15 protein-coding genes are annotated in these 20,438 nt (G+C 40.5%); 7 read left to right on the plus strand and 8 right to left on the minus strand.

What is annotated here, in order from left to right; translation table 11 throughout:
* Nucleotides 1-20 precede the first annotated feature (20 nt).
* The 3 genes from K345_RS0113350 to K345_RS0113360 form a co-directional block, all read right to left on the minus strand.
* A complete protein-coding gene (locus K345_RS0113350; protein ID WP_028974590.1) occupies nt 21-1,034 on the minus strand; it encodes a LacI family DNA-binding transcriptional regulator in 1,014 nt (337 codons plus the stop codon).
* Nucleotides 1,035-1,176: 142 nt separating this feature from the next.
* Nucleotides 1,177-2,625, minus strand: coding sequence for a M48 family metallopeptidase (locus tag K345_RS0113355; protein WP_028974591.1), 1,449 nt, complete (start codon nt 2,623-2,625; stop codon nt 1,177-1,179).
* A 27-nt stretch (nt 2,626-2,652) separates the two neighbouring features.
* Complete coding sequence (locus K345_RS0113360) at nt 2,653-3,834, minus strand: iron-containing alcohol dehydrogenase (RefSeq protein ID WP_028974592.1); 1,182 nt, start codon at nt 3,832-3,834, stop codon at nt 2,653-2,655.
* A 137-nt stretch (nt 3,835-3,971) separates the two neighbouring features.
* Here K345_RS0113360 and K345_RS0113365 point away from each other — a divergent pair, with 137 nt between their 5' ends.
* Both K345_RS0113365 and K345_RS0113370 read left to right on the plus strand, forming a co-directional pair.
* Complete coding sequence (locus K345_RS0113365) at nt 3,972-4,568, plus strand: outer membrane beta-barrel protein (RefSeq protein ID WP_028974593.1); 597 nt, start codon at nt 3,972-3,974, stop codon at nt 4,566-4,568.
* Between the two features lie 41 nt (nt 4,569-4,609).
* Nucleotides 4,610-5,425 (plus strand): polysaccharide deacetylase family protein, encoded by an 816-nt coding sequence (locus tag K345_RS0113370; protein WP_028974594.1) that lies wholly within the window; start codon nt 4,610-4,612, stop codon nt 5,423-5,425.
* Here the strand turns inward: K345_RS0113370 and K345_RS21080 are convergent.
* Together K345_RS21080 and prs are read right to left on the minus strand one after the other, a co-directional pair.
* Nucleotides 5,409-6,812 (minus strand): xylulokinase, encoded by a 1,404-nt coding sequence (locus tag K345_RS21080; protein WP_053228303.1) that lies wholly within the window; start codon nt 6,810-6,812, stop codon nt 5,409-5,411. The two genes, K345_RS0113370 and K345_RS21080, sit on opposite strands and share 17 nt — an antisense overlap.
* Entirely contained in the window at nt 6,813-8,051 is a 1,239-nt protein-coding gene (gene prs, locus K345_RS0113380; protein ID WP_028974595.1) for a ribose-phosphate diphosphokinase, read from the minus strand.
* A gap of 155 nt (nt 8,052-8,206) precedes the next feature.
* On the opposite strand from prs, the gene K345_RS0113385 reads away from it, so the two are divergent.
* Genes K345_RS0113385 through K345_RS0113400 form a run of 4 tightly spaced genes read left to right on the plus strand, consistent with a single transcriptional unit; the run spans nt 8,207 to nt 12,563 of the window.
* Nucleotides 8,207-9,235, plus strand: coding sequence for a BMP family ABC transporter substrate-binding protein (locus K345_RS0113385; protein WP_028974596.1), 1,029 nt, complete (start codon nt 8,207-8,209; stop codon nt 9,233-9,235).
* A gap of 10 nt (nt 9,236-9,245) precedes the next feature.
* Nucleotides 9,246-10,703, plus strand: a complete 1,458-nt coding sequence (locus K345_RS0113390; protein WP_028974597.1) for an ATP-binding cassette domain-containing protein — start codon at nt 9,246-9,248, stop codon at nt 10,701-10,703.
* Nucleotides 10,704-10,705: 2 nt separating this feature from the next.
* Complete coding sequence (locus K345_RS0113395) at nt 10,706-11,731, plus strand: ABC transporter permease (RefSeq protein ID WP_028974598.1); 1,026 nt, start codon at nt 10,706-10,708, stop codon at nt 11,729-11,731.
* Nucleotides 11,724-12,563 (plus strand): ABC transporter permease subunit, encoded by an 840-nt coding sequence (locus K345_RS0113400; RefSeq protein ID WP_028974599.1) that lies wholly within the window; start codon nt 11,724-11,726, stop codon nt 12,561-12,563. Before K345_RS0113395 ends, K345_RS0113400 begins: the two co-directional genes overlap by 8 nt.
* Here the strand turns inward: K345_RS0113400 and argH are convergent.
* Nucleotides 12,523-13,908, minus strand: a complete 1,386-nt coding sequence (argH, locus tag K345_RS0113405) for an argininosuccinate lyase (RefSeq protein ID WP_028974600.1) — start codon at nt 13,906-13,908, stop codon at nt 12,523-12,525. The genes K345_RS0113400 and argH overlap by 41 nt on opposite strands.
* A gap of 159 nt (nt 13,909-14,067) precedes the next feature.
* Here argH and K345_RS0113410 point away from each other — a divergent pair, with 159 nt between their 5' ends.
* Nucleotides 14,068-15,726, plus strand: coding sequence for a Na/Pi cotransporter family protein (locus tag K345_RS0113410; protein WP_028974601.1), 1,659 nt, complete (start codon nt 14,068-14,070; stop codon nt 15,724-15,726).
* 45 nt (nt 15,727-15,771) lie between these two features.
* Here the strand turns inward: K345_RS0113410 and K345_RS0113415 are convergent, their stop codons facing one another.
* Both K345_RS0113415 and clpB read right to left on the minus strand, forming a co-directional pair.
* On the minus strand, nt 15,772-17,688 hold the full coding sequence (locus K345_RS0113415) for a methyl-accepting chemotaxis protein (protein WP_028974602.1): 1,917 nt from the start codon (nt 17,686-17,688) through the stop codon (nt 15,772-15,774).
* Between the two features lie 125 nt (nt 17,689-17,813).
* Nucleotides 17,814-20,399, minus strand: a complete 2,586-nt coding sequence (gene clpB, locus K345_RS0113420) for an ATP-dependent chaperone ClpB (protein ID WP_028974603.1) — start codon at nt 20,397-20,399, stop codon at nt 17,814-17,816.
* Nucleotides 20,400-20,438: the final 39 nt, after the last annotated feature.

The raw sequence follows: 20,438 nt of genomic DNA on the forward strand, positions 1-20,438 counted from the left end.
AAATCTGTCAACAATTAATGTTAATTGATAACAGGAGTGCTTTCTTGGAGCTTAATAGAGGAAGGGACAAGGATAGGCTTATCTATAATTTCTTTTCCTTCAATCATTTGAATGAGATGTTTAATGCCTATATAACCTAGAGCCCTACTGGGGATTTCCATACAGGTTAGGGAAGGATTAAATAATTCTGTCACTTGTTGAGAACTCAGAAGAGTGATCAAGGATATATCATGGGGGATATGTAAGCTCAGTTCGTTCATGGCTTTTATGACCCCGGGAATGGCTTTGTCATTCATAATAAGAACGATATCTATTTGAGGATTCAACTGATAGGCTTCTTTAAATACCTGGTATCCATCATTTTTGTTTGAATGAGCATGTCGTTCACTAAAACTCATACCTTTGGGTTGAGCATATTTTTTTAGATAATAAGGAACCTTGACAGACGGTCCATATCCAATATCAGCCACAGCCTGAGACTGATTGATAAAGAGTATATTGTGGAACTTACCCTTAGCTAGATACTCCAGACAATCGATGGACATTTTCTCAAAATCTATATCGACAACATTCTTTGGCTGGGCTTTTTCGCATTGCCCAATCAGAATGTAGGGGATGCTCTTATGTTGAAATAATTCCACCCTTTTATCATTTTCGTAGATTTCAAAAAGGATAAAACCATCAAATAACCTTTGATCAATGATTTCTTCAAGCTGACTGATGTCTTCAAAATTCTCAGATAAGAGAACAAGGTGGTAATTCATCTCCCGAGCCGCCTCAGCAGCTTTGGTAATCAATTCCATTTCAGTCATCCCCATACCCCGTTCTGGAGGATTCATGATTAATGCTAATATTCTGGTTTTCTTCCCTGCCAGTCCTCTGGCCATAGGATTGGGCATGTAACCCAGCTCTTTCATGGCCGCTCTCACTTTGATCTTTACTTTATCAGATATAGGTCTGGCACCACTGATAACATAGGATACGGTGCTAACAGAAACTCCTGCCTTTTGTGCTATGTCTTTGATTGTTGCCATGAATATCAGTCCTTTAATATGATCTGGAATTATTCATTAAAGTTCACATAACACAGTAAATCAAGAGGATTTTCATAAAAAAAGAACTGTTAACACAAGCAAATAGCACAGCATTAACAGTTCCTTTGGCAAAGAAAACTTACTAAATCTTAGCCTCATCCGCTAAGACCCGATCAATAAACTCAGAGTCTATCTGAAGCATATAGGATAAATCATATAACATTTTTATGACTTTTCTATCTATTTCATCCTCCACGGAGCAAATAGGCAGCAATTCAAGAAGAAGGTTTCTCTTTTGTACAGGTGACAATATAATATTCATAGTGGAAGACAAACTTCTTAATTCTGCTTCGATGATTTCTTTATCTTTGTCTCCAAAAGCTTTAAGGGTGGAGGTAAATACTTCTTCGCTTGTTAATGATTTTAGAGACTGAAGCTTGAAGTCTTCCCTTCTATGAGAAGTTCTTAATAGGATATATCCTGCTAGAAAGGTATACTTTTGAATAAGATCGGGAAATTCAGACTCATCAGCTAATAAGGGGGGATCCATTAGAGATAGCATTTGTTTTATATCCTTCTCCATATCATCTCTAGAGAGGCTCCCGCCCTTCTGCCCTGACAATTGCCTATATACTTGACTCTTTTCATACAAATCCAGAGCTTTGATTCTTATGGGAATCAGGGGGTGAGTATAATACCAATATTCTTCATTGGATGTATTATCACCTATCAGCGGAGAGATATCCCTTATGTTAAAGCTCCTGGAAGCTCTTATAGCATCTGGGTACAGTTTCTGAAAACTACTAAATGCGGCCTTCAAGTTTTGGCAGCATAACAAACCTATACGATCAGCACTTATTTCTGCACTTCTTCTCCAGGAATATAGCTTCATCCTTTGGAAAGAGGATAAATAATCAATACCAATTTCCATCAAGTATTCAGTAGGATAATTATGGTGGGAGAATAGGGCATGTCCTAATTCATGTCCTATAACATTTGTTAGTTCCGCATGATTAAGCTTTTCCAATAGACCAGAAGAGAGAAAGATATGTACATTATTGTCCTTCAGAAGATAGGAAAAAGCTCGCATTTTTTCGTCCTCGTAGACATATAACTCTATATCCCTTTTAAAGCCGAGGATATCCCTACACTTCTCCCCTATTTTATATATATCCGGGGAGGATTCCGAAGTTAATCTCACACTTACTTCTAATCTCTTCTTATTTGGTTGTAAGGAGATAATTACGTCTTCCTTTTGGCGCAAGGCCAATCCCAAGTCCGGATCTTGTTCAAAACCAAGCAAATAATCTCTATCCCCCTCATACACAACTCGATCCAAATTCAGAGAACATAAATCCTTTTGATAAATAAGGATTTCACTATAAAGAGCTTTATGCTTTGACTGAAAAGTCGTGGATAATTTTTCGATATTGTCCTGTAGTTGACGACTAAGCCTTTCAACAAGAGCGCTATCATTCTTCTGTTGGGCTTCCTTTATCTGGTCTAGAAATTGCTCTTGAATTAAAGCAGCTAATTGCTGATACTCCCTATTTAGCGATTCCATATTTGTTGACTTAAATGTTATGTCCACCACGACCTCATATGAGTCTATCATTAACTATTGGGAAGCCAATCTATAGATAGCTTCCATATCCTGTGTTTGCAATACTTTAAAAGTTCCAATTGTTCGGGTCTTATCAAAGCTGCATTTTTGAGTTAGTTCCTTGATTTGATCATCTCGTATTTCTATATCCATTTCTTTTATACTGATGGGCATATTAATGGAATGGAAAAAGTCTTCCATAGCCTTTATTGCATCAAGAGCGCCAGCTTCAGGATTAGATAAATTAAGGGGCAAACCAAATACATTCGTACCTAACTGAACAAAACGTTGAGGGTTTTCCTTATAAACATAACGGGCCCAACTACTCCAGATGGCAGCTAATCCAGCTCCATGGGTCACGCCGAACATACCACTTAATTCATGTTCCAGTTGATGACAGGCCCAGTCTCCAGAGACACCACATCCTGTTAATCCGTTATGGGATAAACTGGAGGCCCATAAGATTTCTGCCCTGGCATTATAATCCTGGGGATTGTCAATAAGTGCTTTTCCATAATGAATAACAGTTTTTAAGAGACCCTCTGCTATCCTATCCGTAATATCCATGGACAAACCAGGGGAAAAATACCTTTCCAAGGTATGCATCATTATATCCACAGTTCCAGCTGACGTCTGATAAGGGGGGACCGTATAGGTCAGTTCAGGATTCATTATCACAAATTGGCAACGGCTATAATCGGAGTTACATCCTCTCTTTAATTGTCCTTCTTCCTTGGTAATAACAGAAGAATTACTCATCTCACTTCCTGCTGCAGCAATGGTTAAGACTCCTCCAATAGGAAGGCAACCTTGAGGTGTTCTCTTTTTAGCATAAAAATCCCAGACATCACCTTCGTTAGTCACTCCATACCCAATAGCTTTGGCCGTATCAAAGACACTCCCTCCTCCTATGGCAAGGAGATAGTCAACACCTTGATCTTTACAGAGCTCAATGCCTTCATAAACCTTTGAGAGAACGGGATTAGGAACAACCCCACCCAACTCACAATAAGAGAGGTCCGAAGAGTCAAGAGATGCTTTTATCTTCCCTAGTAAACCAGAACGGACAACACTTCCTCCGCCGTAGAGAACAAGCACCTTTGTTCCACCATATTTTTTTATTGATTCCCCAACATGTTTTTCTGTATCTTTGCCAAACACAACTTCAGTGGGTGCGTAGTATTGAAAATTATTCATCCATTCAGCTCCTTAAACTAATTACTATCCAAGCTATTCTAGAATAGGAAATAGAAGGACTCAAGACGTATTGGTTTTTAATAAATTTGTTTAATTTTCCCTATCGACTGTGCTACATTAATACTCGAGGTAAAACTATGAATAAAAAATATTTAGTTACGTTAACCCTTAGTCTATTATTTATATGGCCCTTAGCCGCTATTGATACAAGCAAAATTGAAACAGGCTTTTTGTTTAGCACATCTGACATATCCTTAGATCTGGAAGGTTATGAAGGTGGTCTGGGAATCAAGTGGCTATATGAAAACATGGCCCTAAGGACATCTGCTCATCTTCTCCTCGATTATTCAACAGACAATGATCCAGGAATCAGTGAACAAGGTTGGGGCTTAGGAACGACTTTTGAATGGCACTTCAAGGAAGGACGTGTCTCTCCCTACACAGGATTTGGTCTATGCTATGATCACAGTAGTGAAAAGATCCAAACAGATAGTACCAACTGGACAGAAGACATTATGGACAAGGTGACTTTTGGGCCTATTCTAGGTGGAGAGCTTACAGTACTGGATAATGTATCTCTGTTTGCAGAGTATCAGTTAGCTATGATATTTGAATGGCCAACCAAAAAAACAACAACCGATAACAATACCAAAACAACTAAGGAAGACGAAGGTTGGCTCCTGGATCTTGGTTTAGGCAATCAAGGGATGTTAGGCATTGTCATCTACTTTTAGAACGGTAGAGAGCCTGAAAAATACTTAATAAGGAAGCTACAATGCAGAACATCACTTATTGTTTTCCTAATGGAAAAACGAAGGTTTTAACTTTAAGTTATGATGATGGAAAGATTTATGACAAACCTTTTCTGGAAATAATCAACAAATACAATATTAAGTGTACCTTCAACATCAATTCAGGATTGTGGGGACAAGATGAAGGTTATGGCTTAAGAATTGCCAAGGAAGATATTCTATCTACCTATGAAGGACATGAATTAGCGGTTCATAGCTTAACCCATCCTACATTGACCCGTTTACCAAAGGAACAGATCGTCCGTCAAATACTGGATGATAGAGAAAACATTGAACAAATCTTGGGCAGGACGGTTAGAGGCTTGGCCTATCCCAATGTGGATGGTTTTAATGATCAGATAAAAAGTCTACTCCCCCATTTGGGGATAGCTTATGGTCGTGTTACAGGATGTACGGAAAACTTCCTTATGCCCAAGGACTATTATCAATGGCAGTTTACCTGTGATCATAGACATGGGCTCATACAACATGCACAGGACTTTATAGCACTCAATAAACCCCAGTACCTCTATATGTTAAGTGTTTATGGACATAGTGTAGATTTTGAGAAGGACAAAGCCTGGGGCATTTTAAGAGATTTCTGTGAGATTGTTTATAATCAGAAAGACATCTGGTATGCCACCAATATTATGGTGGTGGATTATTTAAAAGCTCTGGACAATCTACGTTTTGCTGTTGATGGTTCCTTTGTTGAGAACCCTAATGCCCTCGACTTATGGATAAATAAGGGAGGACGGATAATCAGAGTAGAACCTGGTAAAACTACTTCTTTGATCTAGCAAAGTCCTGTTTTAATTGTTTGCTTACCTGGAGGTAATGTTCATATCCCTCTTTATATCTATCATGGTAGTTCCAACGAGGAGTATATACAGCCTTAACTTTAACTAAGGCCTCACTAGCTTCTTTCAGATTAGGGTATTCTCCCTGAGCTACCATAGCACAACAGGCATTCCCTAATAGTTCTGCGTCTTCTATCTCAGGAACAAGGATTCTTTTCCCAATAATATCAGATTTTATTTGATTCCACATAACATTCTTTGCCTGACCGCCAGAGACCCTCAATTCCTCTACCTTGTATCCAATGGATTCAAAATCATGTAAAACGGACTTGATAGAATATCCAATAGCTTCAACAACGGCTCTACCTAAATGATGTTTATCCTGTTCCGGCTCTAATCCCCAAAAAACACCTTCATGAAAGTCCATGGCCCCTTTACAGTTAAGGGTGGGAATAAACAAGGGCTTCCCTGTAGCGGCTTCTGTTTTTTCGATCCCCATTAGCATTTGGCGGTAGGAGCTGTTTTCCAAACCTGATAGACGTCGATACCATTCAAAAAGGCGACCTGTAGAACTTAAGATCCCAGATAGGTTTTGATATCCTTCAATAACATGGGGCAACTGTCTCAGATGAGGATGATCATGTTTTTCCCCGGCACATAGATTAATACCTTCACTGGAACCGGCCCGATCACAGACACGTCCGGGACTAACGGCCCCTGTACCTAAAAGGGAGGCCAGAAAATCAGAACCTGATGCGACCACAGGAACCCCCTGGGGTAAACCGGTTGTAAAACCCGGTTCTTTTTGTACGGTCCCTATGATATCCCCCATCTTCACAAAAGGGGGAAACTTCCGAGGATCAAGGTCATACAAAGAGATGTCCTCTTCCTTCCATATATAGGGAGTAAATTCATCATGACTGGTAATCGTTGTCTTTTCACCAGTTAGATAATAGGAGATATATTCTGCTACAGATAGGAAACTGGATGTTTTATCATAGACTTCTGGATGATTGTCCCTTAACCACGCGGCTTTAGGTAAAAAGTAGGACGTACCCCCTTCTCTAAAGCTATTACGTTGATCCAACCACAACATAGCGTTATAGGTTGGGCGACCGTCCTTATCAATGGGGACAAGGCTGGGGCCATGAGAACTAATGGACACTGCAGCAATAGAATCATAACCACCCAGGCTAGCTACAGCATCTCGTAAAGCATCAATCCATATTTGAGGATTCCAATTATCATAATCAGGGGTTCCCCAATCTTTGTAGGATATGGTGTTTTTACTAAATAAGTCCCCACGAGAATCAATCAGCCCTCCTTTGAGGGCTGATGTACCTACATCGATACAAAGAACTAATTTCCGGTCTAATTTTGGAGACATCTATTCCTCTTTACTTAAGAGCTTACGTATAATCCTACGATTGTCCAATAAGGGAGACAGACTCCTGTTATGATGTGTTCTACTAATAGCACGGGCAAACAAATTCGATACATTAGCACTAATAAACCAGGGTCGGTTTAATAATACCTCGTCATGATAAACAGCGTTTGTTCCAATGATGGCTTTAAAGAGTCCCTGCTCATAGGCTTTATCAAAAACCTCAATAGCACTACCGGTAAAGAATGGTAGAGAAATACCGCAAATGATATCTTTGGCACCATGGGATTTCAGATATTCCATAGCTTTAATCAAGGTTCCCCCTGTGCCTAGCATATCATCAGCCATAAAGACGTTTTTGCCGTCGACTTCACCCAATAACCTTGTTGTGGTTATATTGGAATCCCGGGCAGAGCTTGTTAGTTTGGAATAATCTCTCTCTTTGTAAAGCATAGCCATAGGCTTTTTTAGACTTCCAGCATAAAACTTATTACGGTCAACAGCACCAGTATCTGGTGATACAATAACCAGATCATCTTCTTTAAGATCAATCATTTGACTAAGTTTACGAAGGATTTGATAGGAAGCATGAAGATTTTCCAGATGGAGAAGATCAAAAGTATGGTCTATCTCTTTTGAGTGAATATCCAGAGTAATAATTCTCTCTACTCCAGAATTTTCAATAATCTTACCTAAACGACTAGCGGTTAATCCTTCCCGCCCTTTTTTCTTATGTTGTCTTGCATAAGGATAGGAGGGGATAACCACTGTAACAGAAGAAGCTCCGGCTTGAAGAGCCGCATCAATGGTTACCAGCAGAATCATAAAGTGATCATTTACGCTTAAAAGCTGTTGATCCTCTGAACCATGAAAGGTCAAGGGATAATGATTTTCCATATCCTGAACAATGAAAAGGTCGACCCCCCGTACAGTTGATAGGATTTCAGCCTTAAACTCTCCATTAGCAAATCTTGTAAAGTTAGCAGGTATTCGAAAAGAAGGAGATCGATATTCATCAATCGGACCAGGCAAATGCATTTTAGTTGTGGCTATATCATTCTGTAAGTTAGTTTGCTTAATGATATCTTCTTTTGGAACACTATAACGTTTAGCAAGTAAAGTAGCCTTTTTATCAAATTTTCTTAAGTATATGGTTTTTAGATGAGCGATAATCTCCTCGGCAAATCTTTCACCACCTGGGCAGGGCAAAATCCCAAGAGAAGAGGATGTGGAAATACTCATTATCCTTCCTTAATAGATGAATTAATAAAGATTTAACTATCGCAGAACATATCATAAGGGCAACAAGGGGGTCAATGACGGTCTTTGACAGGGATAGGAAAAATGTTTTAAAAGATTAGGAAAATTAGTAATATATTTAGAGAAGGAGTTCTCAAGTGAAAAAAAGCACTTTACTTATATTAATGGCAGTAAGCACTTTCCTATTTATGTCCTGCGGGAATAAACAGGAAGCAGCTGGAGATGGGAAGCTGTCTCTAGCAGTATTTGTCCCGGGAGTCTTAGCCGGTAGCCCTACCTATGAAATGATGGATAAAGGGGTAAGGAAGGCCGCATCAGAATTTGATAATGTTAGTGTCAAAACTATTGAAGGTGGTTATAACCAGGGAGAATGGTTGAGTCAGGTAACAGCTCTGGCTGCCAGCAAAGAGTATGATATCATTTTCACTTCCAATCCCTCCCTTCCCGAACTGTGTGCGGAAGCCCAAAAGAGTTATCCCGATCAAAAGTTTGTTATTTGGGATGGGTATAGAGAGAATCAGCCTAATATGGCAACCATGCGGTTTAATGACAGAGAATTAGCCTTCCTTTTAGGCCACCTGGCCAGGCAGATCACACAGGGTCAAATGCCTTTGGCTAATCCCGATCAGAAAATCGGACTTATTGTAGGTCAAGAATATCCTGTTATGAATGGTGCGATCATTCCCGGATTTAAACAGGGAGTATTAGCCCTTGGTGAAGGAACTGAAGTGGATATCCGTGTTGTGGGTAACTGGTATGATGCGGGCAAAGCGACAGAATTAGCCAATAGTATGTTTGACTCAGGGGTGGATGTGATCCTTACCATTGCGGGAGGAGCCAATCAGGGAGTTGTAGCTGCAGCCAAAGAAAGGGGCAAATATGTTCTTTGGTACAATACAGATGGGTATAGTATTGATTCCCATATTGTTGGATCAGGTTTGCTTTTAGCGGATAAAGCAGCCTATGAATGGACAAAAAAAGCGCTAGAAGGAACTCTAGAATACAATAAAGCCATAACTGTTGGTGTGAAAGAAGGTTATATTGATTTTATCAGTGATAATAAAAATTACATAAAACAAGTATCACCAGAGATCCAGCAAGCCCAGAGTCAGTTAATGGACAGACTAAAGAAGGGAGAATTAACTCTTTCCATGCCAAAACTTTAGGAGTTATTCTTTGATTCTACAATTTGACAATGTGTCAAAATCCTTTCAAGAGACAGGGGTCAAAGCCTGTCAAAATATTAATCTCTTCCTTAATAAGGGAGAGATCCTTGGATTAGTCGGGGAAAATGGTGCTGGAAAATCAACTCTCATGAAGATAGGAGCTGGTTGGATAGCCCCGGACGAAGGGAATGTAAAGATAGCTAAGGATAGCCGACTCTACTACGTTCCCCAAATGCCTCTTATCATTCCCCAATTCAGTTTACTGGATAATATTATGTTAGGAACCGAAGGTACAAAGCTGGTTCTTAACCGACATACGGCTGAGGTTAAACTAAAAGCCCTCATGGAGACATACCATCTCCCTTTTGATCTTCACTCCAAAGGGAAAGATCTTAGTTCAAACCTTTTTCCCTTATTAGGCATATTATCTGCCCTTTATAGAGATGCAGATATATTGTTTTTGGATGAACCGACAGCAGGGTTGAGTAAAATAGAATCGGAACAACTTTTTGTTCTCATGAAGCAATTACAAAGTGAAGGAAAAACGCTTCTGTTTATTTCCCATAAAATGGAAGAAATACATAAACTTAGTGATAGGATAGCCCTCTTAATCAGAGGACGTTTGGAAGGTATCTATAACAAAGAGGATATATCTCCCAATGATATAGGTAGTAAATTATTCGGTTCTAATGAATTTATCTATGAAGAATCCCTGGCTCCCAAACCGGAATGGCTTGTCTACAAAATGAATCATGTCAAAGTAAAAGGGGATGGTCGAAACGTTCTTGAGGATTTCGAATTAAATATTCATAACGGAGAAATTCTGGCTATAACAGGAATAAGAGAGAACGGGTTATCCTGTCTGGAGGATACAGCAGCAGGCATGACAGAAGTACTAAATGGGGACATACTCCTCCTAAATGAAAGTATTACAAAGGCAGAACCGGCAGATCTAAGACAGTTGGGGGTTTCTTATGTTCCCTCTGACCGCCTCATGAGAGGAGCCAGTCTGGATAATAATATTGCAGAGAATCTAATCCTGCTACGAAGCCCCCGTTTTTTTAAAAAAGGATGGTTTGAGTTTCATCGCGCTTTTCAATTTGTCAAAGACATAATCGAACAGTTCAGCATTAAGGGGAAGGCCAGTCAGAAAATGCGCAGATTATCAGGAGGCAATCTTCAAAAGGTAATCTTAGGCCGGGAACTAGAATGGAACCCCAAACTTCTCATCTTGTCAGAACCAACCTGGGGATTAGATTTGGCAAGCAAAAAGGATGTCTATAGTGAAGTACGTAAGATCCAGGAAAAGGGAACAGCAATCCTTTTGTTGACAACCGATTACCAAGAGGCCCTGACCCTGGGTGATAAAGTAGGGGTCCTCTTTAATGGACAGATGGCAGAACCACGCCCTCCCCGAGAATGGACTCCTGAATCATTGGGGAAAGCCTTTTTGGGTATGGGAGAGTAGTTATGAACACAACTGGCAAAATCAGCAATTTAGTCATAACCATCTCGGTCACTCTGATCTGTGCAGGCTTGCTCCTGCTTATATTTTCATCAGATCCGATTAAGGGATGGGAATACTTTTTTACAGGACCTTTTCAATCTTCCTACTCCTTTGGCAATCTTCTCGGTAAGACAAATCTTTTATTGTTAACAGGGATGGGAGCTTTTATAGCCTTCCAGGGAGGCGTATTCAACTTAGGAGGAGAAGGTCAGGTATATTTAGGTGGCCTTGTGTTTGTGGCCGCTTCCTTCTTCTTCCCTGATGGTTTTATTGGATTTACTTTAAGCTTATTTCTTACCATTGTGTCTGGCTTCTTATTAGCTGGTTTATCAGGATTCCTCAAAATCAAATGGGATGTAGATGAGTTAATCACAACGTTCCTCATAAGTAGTAGTGTTTTTTCTATTGTGGACATTCTTCTGGGAAGCCCCTACCTGAAGGATCCTGACAGCTATTTGATTGCCTCTAAATCAGTGAGCGATACTCATCGTTTCACAGCATTACTCCCCCCTAGCAGCCTGAATACATCAATCTTTGTGAGTCTATTGCTATTAGCGGGATTGACCTATTTTCTCTACGCCACCTTATCTGGCTATCGTCTGCGTTTAACAGGTGCTAATCGGAATTTTGCCTATTATGGGGGAATAAGAATAAAGCTATTCACTTTTATGCCCTTGGCCATTAGCGGAGCCTTCCATAGCTTAGCCGGTGGGATATGGGTCGCAGGGTACCATGGTAAGATGATACAGAGTTTCTCCGGAGGGGTAGGCTGGAATGGGATAGCAGTTGCCTTGATCGCAAGAAAAAATCCAATAGCCATACTACCAGCGGCTTTTCTCATGGCTTATCTGGAAAGTGCGTCCCAAGCAGCCACAATCCATTCGGATTTCCCCTATGAACTTGGTTCTATTCTACAAGGCTTAGTACTTCTTTTGGTAACGCTTCAATATTATCCTAACCTTAAAGGATTAAGAAAGAAACATGCTTAAAACTATTCTCAATATATTATCCCCCTATTTACTGGCCGCAATCGGGGGCTTATTCACAGAACTGGCAGGATGTTTAAACATTGCTCTCGAGGGTTATATGGTTTGGGGAGCTTTTGCCTCTGTGATCATCTTTCACTTTACCCATTCTCTGGTACTGTCTTTGTCATTGGCCCTAGTATCAGCAGCATTTATTGCCTACTTACAATATATCATTAGCTACAAAGGAAAAGCGGATGTCTTTGTTGTGGGCTTAGCCTTCAACTTAATCATACCGGGTATCACAGCCCTTATATCCTCCCTCGTATTTAGTACTAAGGGAGTCATACGATTCGAAGGAGTGGAAGGGGAACTATCAATGCTTATCCTAGTCTTACAATTCCTTACCATACTTTCACTACCCCTTGCCCACTATTTTCTCTATTACACAGTACCCGGTCTTAGGTTAAGAGGAGCCGGGATCAATGAACAGCTACTCCAATCCCGTAAAGTAAAAGCCAATGTCTATATCCGGGGGGCCATGATTATCTCAGGAGTTCTCAGTGCAGGAGGAGGTATTCTGCTGGCACTCAGACAATCCGCCTATGTTCCTGGGATGGTATCAGGAAGGGGTTGGATTGCCTTAGTCGTTATCTATCTGGGATACAAAAATCCCCTAGGCGTCTTCCTAGGGGGTGTAGTCTTTGCCAGCACAGAGCTGCTATCCCATTTTCTTCAAGGGCAGGTAAAAGTTAGTCCAGGACTATTACTGGCACTCCCTTATCTCCTGACAGTAGTGATGATGGTTTTTTTTGCTATTCTTCAATCAAAGTCAAAGTCAAAGGATCAACACTAAGATTGGTTAAAGCTTCATAGGCCTGTGATAAATCCCTTATCTGCTGGTCTATGAGTTTATCCATTTCTTCTACATGTTTGCTACAGGGATCCAGATTCAATTTGCCAGCAGTCCCATCATAGGTTCTATTATTTAGACTCTCTATAGGATCACCTTCCTTGTATTTATCAAGATTCATCCCTACCTCTTTATAAGCGTCTCTAAAACTAACGCCTTGAGCTACTAGCTTTAGAGCAGCATCAGTAGCATAGATTTCTGGTGAAAAAGCCGCTTTTAAAGCCTCCTCATTTACTACGAGCTTATCAAAAGTTAATTTTGTAATCGCAAGCATAGAATATGAAGTGTCCAGTCCAAGAAGGAAAGGTTCCTTCGTTTCTTGGGAATCTCTATTATATCCAGAGGGAAGAGAGCGGAGCACATTCTTAACCTGTTGAGAATAGCCCCCTAGGGATGCGGATTTACCTCTCATTAACTCAAGCCCATCGGGATTCTTTTTCTGAGGCATGATAGAGGATCCTGTGCATAATTCATCAGGAAGAGTGAAGTACCCAAATTCAGGAAGACTAAAAAGAATGAGGTCCTGAGCGACTTTGCTAAGGGTTAAGCCTATCTGATCAAGGATATCCAAAATCATTGTTTCCAGCTTCCCCCGTGAGTTTATCACATAAAGAACATTGTTTTGAACTTTTGGAAAGCCCAAAAGAGATCCAGTAAAATAACGGTCCAGATCTAAAGGAACACCATAACTGGCGGCCGCCCCCAGAGGATTTTGATTCCAGATATTATAAGCATGACTTAATAAGTCACTTAGATCAGCCAATTCCTCAGCAAAAGCAGCAGCCCACAAACCAACAGAACTGGGCATAGCAATCTGCATATGGGTTCGACCGGGCATGGGGACATCCTTATGTGATTGAGCAAAACTTAAAAGACTTGTCGTTAGGTCATTCAACATCTGTCTTATATTAAGGATCTGTGATCGTCCATAGACTCTCATCATTGTCACAACCTGATCATTACGGGATCGACCGGTATGGATTTTTTTACCTGCGTCCCCAAGTTGTTTTGTTAAATAGTTTTCAATAGAGGTGTGACAATCTTCATGTTGCTTTTCTACAGAGAATTCTCCCTTCTGCCACAGTTGAATAATATGGATTAGCTCAGTCTTCAATTTGCCAAAGTCTTCTGCAGACAAAACACCAATCTTATGAAGACCAGCACCATGAGCAATGGAGGCAAGGCAATCGGCACTAACCATCTGCCGGTCTAAAAGATAGTCTCTTCCTGTTGTAAAATCTTCTAACACAGAGTTCACTTGATAGTTTTTAGCCCATAACTTAGCCATTTTTTCCTCCCATTAGGGTTTAATCTAGAGGCTTAGAGTATCCTTTGCTTCAATAAGCTGTCAATAATGCACAAATATAGGCACTTAAGGATTTTCAAGGCCCCTTTTTTTGTGTTAGGTTTTTGTTAATTTTCTAATAAACACGAAGAGGTTTAATTCATGATACCAGCCTTACTTAACATGGTGGGAGGCTTAGGGATCTTCTTTATTGGAATGAAGATCATGAGTGACAGTATCCAGAAATCCGCTGGAGATGGTTTCCACAAGCTCCTAAATGCCATGACAGGCAATCCTTTCTTTGCTATCTTGACCGGTTTATTAACCACAGCCGTTATTCAATCCTCATCAGCTACAACGGTAATGCTCGTTAGCTTGGTTAATGCAGGATTAATATCCCTCAAGCAATCTATCGGGGTTATAATGGGAGCCAATATAGGGACCACATTAACATCCTGGATTGTGTCCTTTCTAGGATTCAAGATTAAGATTTCCAGCTTTGCCCTGCCAGCTATAGCGTTTAGTCTTCCCCTACGTTTCAGTAAAAGGGAACGATTAAAGGATATATCTGGAATACTACTCGGCTTTGGACTGCTTTTCCTTGGATTGGAAGAAATGAAGGATGCTGTATCCGGTATTAAGGATAACACAGCAGCCTTTGAATTTGTCCAGCACTTAACAGGATTTGGTTTTGGTTCAACCTTACTGTTTATCTTTATAGGAACATTATTGACCATAGCCGTACAATCTTCTTCCGCGGCAATGACCATTACCTTAACCTTTGCCTTTAATGGATGGATCCCCTTCCCCATTGCAGCGTCTATTGTCCTGGGTGAAAACATTGGAACAACCATTACAGCCTATTTAGCCTCATTAGAGATGAATGTTCACGCCAAGCGGACCGCTCGTGCTCACTTGATATTCAACATAATCGGGGTTATTTGGATGATCATATTAATGAAACCGGCTTTGGCCTTAGTGGACTACCTTATACCCGGAGCTGCGAACGACACGGCAAGTATGCCTTTCCATTTATCAGCCTTCCATTCTCTGTTCAATATCACTAACTCATTCTTACTCGTATGGTTCATTCCTCAGATAGAAAAGGCAGTTACCTATTTAATTCCTATGGAAGAAAAGGAAAGCACAGGACCTTACAAGATTCCTACGATTCCCAAGAATATTATGGAAAACAGCACATCCAATCTTATTAATGCCCAGTCAGAAGTAGGAAAAATGTCCCAAGTTGTCAGTGATATGATGGGATTATTTCAAGACTCCATAGGCAATGATGATAAACTCATTACTAAGAATGCTACGAAGATGGAAGAACTGGATAACTTAACAATTCAAATGCAGGAAGAACTAACCCAATACCTTATTGATTGTTCTCTTGGTGATCTTAGCGAAGCCCAGGGACTCCAGTTAAGTGCCTTAGTCACCTCTGTCAACGAATTACATCGTATTGCACATGGCTGTTCCCAATCCCATAAGATATTACAGAACAGACCCCGTAAGAACTGGGACTTTCATAAAGGAGCAGATAAAGAAATCACAAACTACAGTATGATGGTTAAAGATTTTCTTGATCTCAACACACAACTACTTAAGCAGAATGGCTCCCATCAAGAACTGACGAAAGCAGAAGAACTTGAAGAAAGTATTAATATGACAAGAAAGAAACTAACAAAAACAGCCAGACAGAAGATCAAACAAGGGGGCAGCCTCAAGGGAGAGCTCTTCTATATGGAGATCATCCGTCACCTGGAACAAATTGGTGATTTCAGTCATAGTATGGCACAAGCGATTCATGTACTGTAAATAAAAAAAGGCTGTTGCCCATGGCAACAGCCCATCCTTTTTTTTTTACTCTTCTTCGAACGCGACTTCCGTATCTACCGGAACATCCTCATCGGAAGTAGTTTCTTCTATAACATCCATGTCAGTTTTAAAGACCCTTACTTCTCTATCCAACTCATCACTAAGATCACCCATACGCTGACTAATAGTATTAATGTGTTGAACCGAAGAAGAGATCTCATCAATACCACCGGATATTTCCTGTATGGCACCGACGACTTCCATAGTTACAGAGGCCGTCTTATCAATCACTGAGTTAACATTACCAGTATTATCGTTGATGTCAGAAGCCCCCTGTCGAACAGAATGAGATATCTGACTTAAGCTATTCATAGAGACCAGGATTTCAGAACTACCAGAGGATAGTTCACTCATACTTAAATCTATTTGCTTAAAGGAATCAGTGACTTGACCAATTCTACTTTCAATTTCCTTAAAAGAATCCTGCGTAATATGACCGGCTTCTTCAGCCTGCATGATGGCGTCAGTAATGCCCTTAAGGGAAGAACCAATTTCTTTAGAGTTTTTACCAGCAGCCTCAGCCAACTTACGAATCTCATCAGCGACAACACTAAAACCCCGTCCAGCATCCCCGGCATGAGCAGCTTCTATCGCCGCATTCATTGCTAAGAGATTCGTCTGGGCAGATATTCCATTAATAATGGAAACCATCTTCTTGATCTCTGTAACAAAATTAGCCACTTGACCAATATTATTCATGGTATTCTGAAGCTTCTCCCCCCCTGCTGTTGTTACCTTAACCAGTTCATCTGCGGTACTACTATTGGTAGCAGTTTGTTCGGATACGGTCTTAATAGAAGAAATCATTTGGTTAATGGCGGAAGAGGATTCCTCAACCATAGCAATCTGATCATGAATCTGATCATTTAGTTCACCAACCCTTTTCTGGATGGTATGAGTAGATTCCTTGGTATTAGACATTTCCTGAGACAAATTGCTCACTTGCTTCTTAATAGATTCTGCATTAGCTGAGATCTGAACAGAAGCGGTTGAGGTTTCTTCTGCCAAGGTCAAAAGGTCAGTCTTTACTTCAATATTGGAAGTGGATACATCCTTAATCTTCCCAAGAGACGTACGGAACTTTCCCTGAAGATCATTCATATTCTGAGCCAATTCCAGGAATTCCCCTTTGGCATTAACCTTTACATTGAGGGTAAAATCCCCCTTGGCTATTTCATTGAGGGAGAAACCAAGAGTATGAATACTCTTAACCAGGTGATTCGCCATCAAGGAGGAAATAAAGAGACTGGCTAATGCACCAATAAGAACAATGATGACGGCAATCCAATTAGCCCGGTTTACAACACTATTAACCTTATCAATAATGATCATATGCTGCTTGTCGAAGGTATTAATAGAGGCATCTATAGCATCGGAAGCGATTTCAATATTCGTCATTAAGGTTCGGATATTAAACATCAATACAGCATAATCACTATTATCTTTATGATTAGTGGACTGTAAGAACATCTCCATAACCGAAAACTCAGTTGATGAGGAGAAGACTTTAGCTGTCTGTGTTTGGACAGAAGCCAAATCTCTATCAATACTTGTAATTTTACTTTCTATAATTATTAGAAGAGCCTGGGAGTTCTTCAGAATATTACCAATCTCATCATTTAATGAGGGGAGAACCTTCAGTGTTTTTAAACCACCAAAGGCATCACGAACCTGGTCTTTTGTTTCGTTCCAAACGACTGTTTGCTTTCTGAAAGGTTGAAAGGCAAAGTTGATCAATACAGAATCTAGTTCATTAAGCTGATCCTGTAATTCATTTATGACTTCCTCCTCCTCAGTAATAGCCGTTAGAGGAGATCTCAAAGCGAATATAATAAGTCCTGTTATTAAAAGAGTTACCAAGACACTGGAGATCAAAGCGTATAACTTCGCTTTAACTGACATAACACATCCTTCAAAGAGTATTTCAAACATACTTGATATATTATTTTATGAAATTTAATAGTAGTTATTCTAACTGAAAAAACTACTATTATACTATCACGCCTCGTTAAAGGATGCAATTTCTTTTAAGTCAGTCCTTTTTTTTTAAAGTCCAGGTCATCCCCCTTTACATCAATAATAATGGTGTCCCCTTCAACAAACTCACCAGCCAGGATTCTCTTGGCAAGAGGGTTCTGAATATAATTCTGAATGGTTCTTTTTAAGGGTCTGGCCCCAAAGGCAGGATCATATCCAGCTTTAGCAAGATACGCTTTAGCCGCCTTGGATACCTGTAAGGATAAACGCCTTTCCATCAAGCGCTTCTTCAGGCGATCAAGTTGAATATCAACAATGCCTACAAGATGGCTTTCATCTAAACGTTTAAAGGTAAGAACATCATCCAGACGGTTCAGAAACTCAGGTCTAAAGTGAGCTCTCAGTCTATCATCAAGAGCCCCTTGAATGGCATCCATATCTTCTGAGCCCAGAATCAAATCAGAACCAATATTGGATGTTAAGATGACAATAGTGTTTCTAAAGTCGACCTTTCTGCCCTGACCATCTGTCAGGCGCCCTTCATCTAATAACTGCAACAAAGTGTTAAAGACTTCCGGATGAGCTTTTTCAACCTCATCAAAGAGAATAACGCTGTATGGTCTTCGCCGTACCGCTTCTGTTAACTGGCCCCCCTGTTCATAGCCCACATATCCGGGAGGAGCACCAATTAAGCGGCTCACAGCATGTTTCTCCATATATTCAGACATATCGATTCTAGTAAGGGATTTCTCATCGTTAAAAAGAAAATCAGCCAAAGTTTTGGCCAGTTCTGTTTTACCCACACCTGTCGGCCCGAGGAAAAGGAAAGACCCTAAGGGCTTATCAATATCTGATAAACCTGCTTTATTCCGTCTAATAGTATCGGACAAAGCCACAATGGCTTCTTCTTGTCCCACAACTCTCCGGGATAAGATATCTTCCAGTTCCAGGAGTTTTTGTTTTTCACTGGACATCATTTTATTAACAGGGATACCTGTCCAGGTACTCACCACATTGGCTATATCCTCTTCCCCAACTTCTTCCCGTAGAAGAGAACCTTCATTCTGAAGTTTTTCCAGCTGGACAGACTTATCCTCCAAAGCCTTTATAGCTTGAGGAAGCAAACCATGTTTCACCTCAGCTGCTTTTTGAAGATTCCCGTCTCTTTCATATCTGGACTCATCAGCTCTTAAGGTTTCCAGGTTTTGCTTTAGGTTCTGAATCTCCTGAATAACACCTCTTTCATTGTCCCATTTCAGACGAAGGGCATCCCTTTCATGGTTGATTTCAGATAGTTCCTTATTCACATTTTCCAAACGTTCCTTGCTAGCTGGATCGTCCTCACGGGATAAAGCCTGTTTTTCAATTCCTAATTGAAGGATCTTTCTTTCCAGCTTATCCAGGGCCACAGGCTGGCTTTCGATCTCCATTTTAATACGACTGGCTGCTTCATCCATTAAATCAATAGCCTTATCCGGCAAAAACCTGTTTGTAATGTAGCGGTCAGATAAAGTGGCTGCCGCAACAAGAGCTTCATCTTTAATACGAACCCCGTGGTGAACTTCATAACGTTCGCTTAACCCTCTCAGGATGGTAATCGTATCTTCAACGCTTGGTTCAGGTGTATAGACCTGTTGAAAACGCCTTTCTAAAGCAGGATCCTTTTCAATATACTGACGATACTCATCAAGAGTGGTTGCCCCGATAGTATGGATCTCCCCTCTGGCTAGAGCCGGTTTTAGCAAGTTAGAGGCATCAGTTGACCCTTCTGCAGCTCCTGCCCCCACCATGGTGTGAAGTTCATCAATGAAAAGAATGATGGATCCATCAGATTCTGTCACTTCATGAATGACAGCCTTAAGCCTTTCTTCGAATTCCCCCCGGAACTTGGCCCCTGCAATAAGAGCACCCATATCCAGAGCGAGAACTTTTTTACTGCGCAAGGATTCTGGAACATCACCAGCGACGATCCTTCGGGCTAGACCTTCCACAATGGCGGTCTTTCCGACACCAGGCTCTCCAATAAGGACAGGATTATTCTTGGTTCTCCGTGACAGAACTTGAACGACACGACGAATTTCTTCATCCCGACCAATAACCGGATCAAGCTTTTCCCTCCTGGCTAAAGCCGTAAGGTCCCGACAGTACTTATCCAATACCTGGTATTTATTCTCAGGGTTCTGATCCACAACCCGCTGATTACCTCTCACCTGTTGTAATCCCTGCATCACCGTATCTCTGGTGATACCATTGAGTTTGAGGAGATTTTTAATGCCTTCAGAGACTTCCATCAAGCCGATGAATAGATGTTCTGTAGATATGTATTCATCCTTAAGAGAAGAAGATTCCTTTTCCGCTAAACGTAAAACCTTATGAATAGCTTCTGAGGTATGAATATTAATAGAGTCACCATGAACGGTAGGCTTCTGATGAATAGATTTAAGAACTTCCTCCTCAAGAAGACTTTTATTAGCTCCCAATTTGGCCATCAAAGGAGGAATGATCCCTTCCTTTTGTTTTAATAAGGCTAATAACAAGTGTTCAGGATCAACAGAAGATTGATGATTTTCCTGAGCTATTGATCCTGCTTGTGATAAGGCTTCTTGAGCTTTAATAGTTAGTTGATCTTGCAACATATCCTTACTCCCTGTAAGAAGTTTATTTTATGGAAAAAA

The organism is Spirochaeta cellobiosiphila DSM 17781 (assembly GCF_000426705.1).
In the GTDB taxonomy this organism is placed as follows: domain Bacteria; phylum Spirochaetota; class Spirochaetia; order DSM-17781; family DSM-17781; genus Spirochaeta_E; species Spirochaeta_E cellobiosiphila.

What these genes read in the sequence shown, in the direction of transcription:
- K345_RS0113350 (WP_028974590.1), bottom strand. Translation starts at nt 1,034, where the DNA reads ATGGCAACAATCAAAGACATAGCACAAAAGGCAGGAGTTTCTGTTAGC.
- K345_RS0113360 (WP_028974592.1), bottom strand. Translation starts at nt 3,834, where the DNA reads ATGAATAATTTTCAATACTACGCACCCACTGAAGTTGTGTTTGGCAAA.
- K345_RS0113365 (WP_028974593.1), top strand. Translation starts at nt 3,972, where the DNA reads ATGAATAAAAAATATTTAGTTACGTTAACCCTTAGTCTATTATTTATA.
- K345_RS0113370 (WP_028974594.1), top strand. Translation starts at nt 4,610, where the DNA reads ATGCAGAACATCACTTATTGTTTTCCTAATGGAAAAACGAAGGTTTTA.
- K345_RS21080 (WP_053228303.1), bottom strand. Translation starts at nt 6,812, where the DNA reads ATGTCTCCAAAATTAGACCGGAAATTAGTTCTTTGTATCGATGTAGGT.
- prs (WP_028974595.1), bottom strand. Translation starts at nt 8,051, where the DNA reads ATGAGTATTTCCACATCCTCTTCTCTTGGGATTTTGCCCTGCCCAGGT.
- K345_RS0113395 (WP_028974598.1), top strand. Translation starts at nt 10,706, where the DNA reads ATGAACACAACTGGCAAAATCAGCAATTTAGTCATAACCATCTCGGTC.
- K345_RS0113400 (WP_028974599.1), top strand. Translation starts at nt 11,724, where the DNA reads ATGCTTAAAACTATTCTCAATATATTATCCCCCTATTTACTGGCCGCA.
- argH (WP_028974600.1), bottom strand. Translation starts at nt 13,908, where the DNA reads ATGGCTAAGTTATGGGCTAAAAACTATCAAGTGAACTCTGTGTTAGAA.
- K345_RS0113410 (WP_028974601.1), top strand. Translation starts at nt 14,068, where the DNA reads ATGATACCAGCCTTACTTAACATGGTGGGAGGCTTAGGGATCTTCTTT.
- K345_RS0113415 (WP_028974602.1), bottom strand. Translation starts at nt 17,688, where the DNA reads ATGTCAGTTAAAGCGAAGTTATACGCTTTGATCTCCAGTGTCTTGGTA.
- clpB (WP_028974603.1), bottom strand. Translation starts at nt 20,399, where the DNA reads ATGTTGCAAGATCAACTAACTATTAAAGCTCAAGAAGCCTTATCACAA.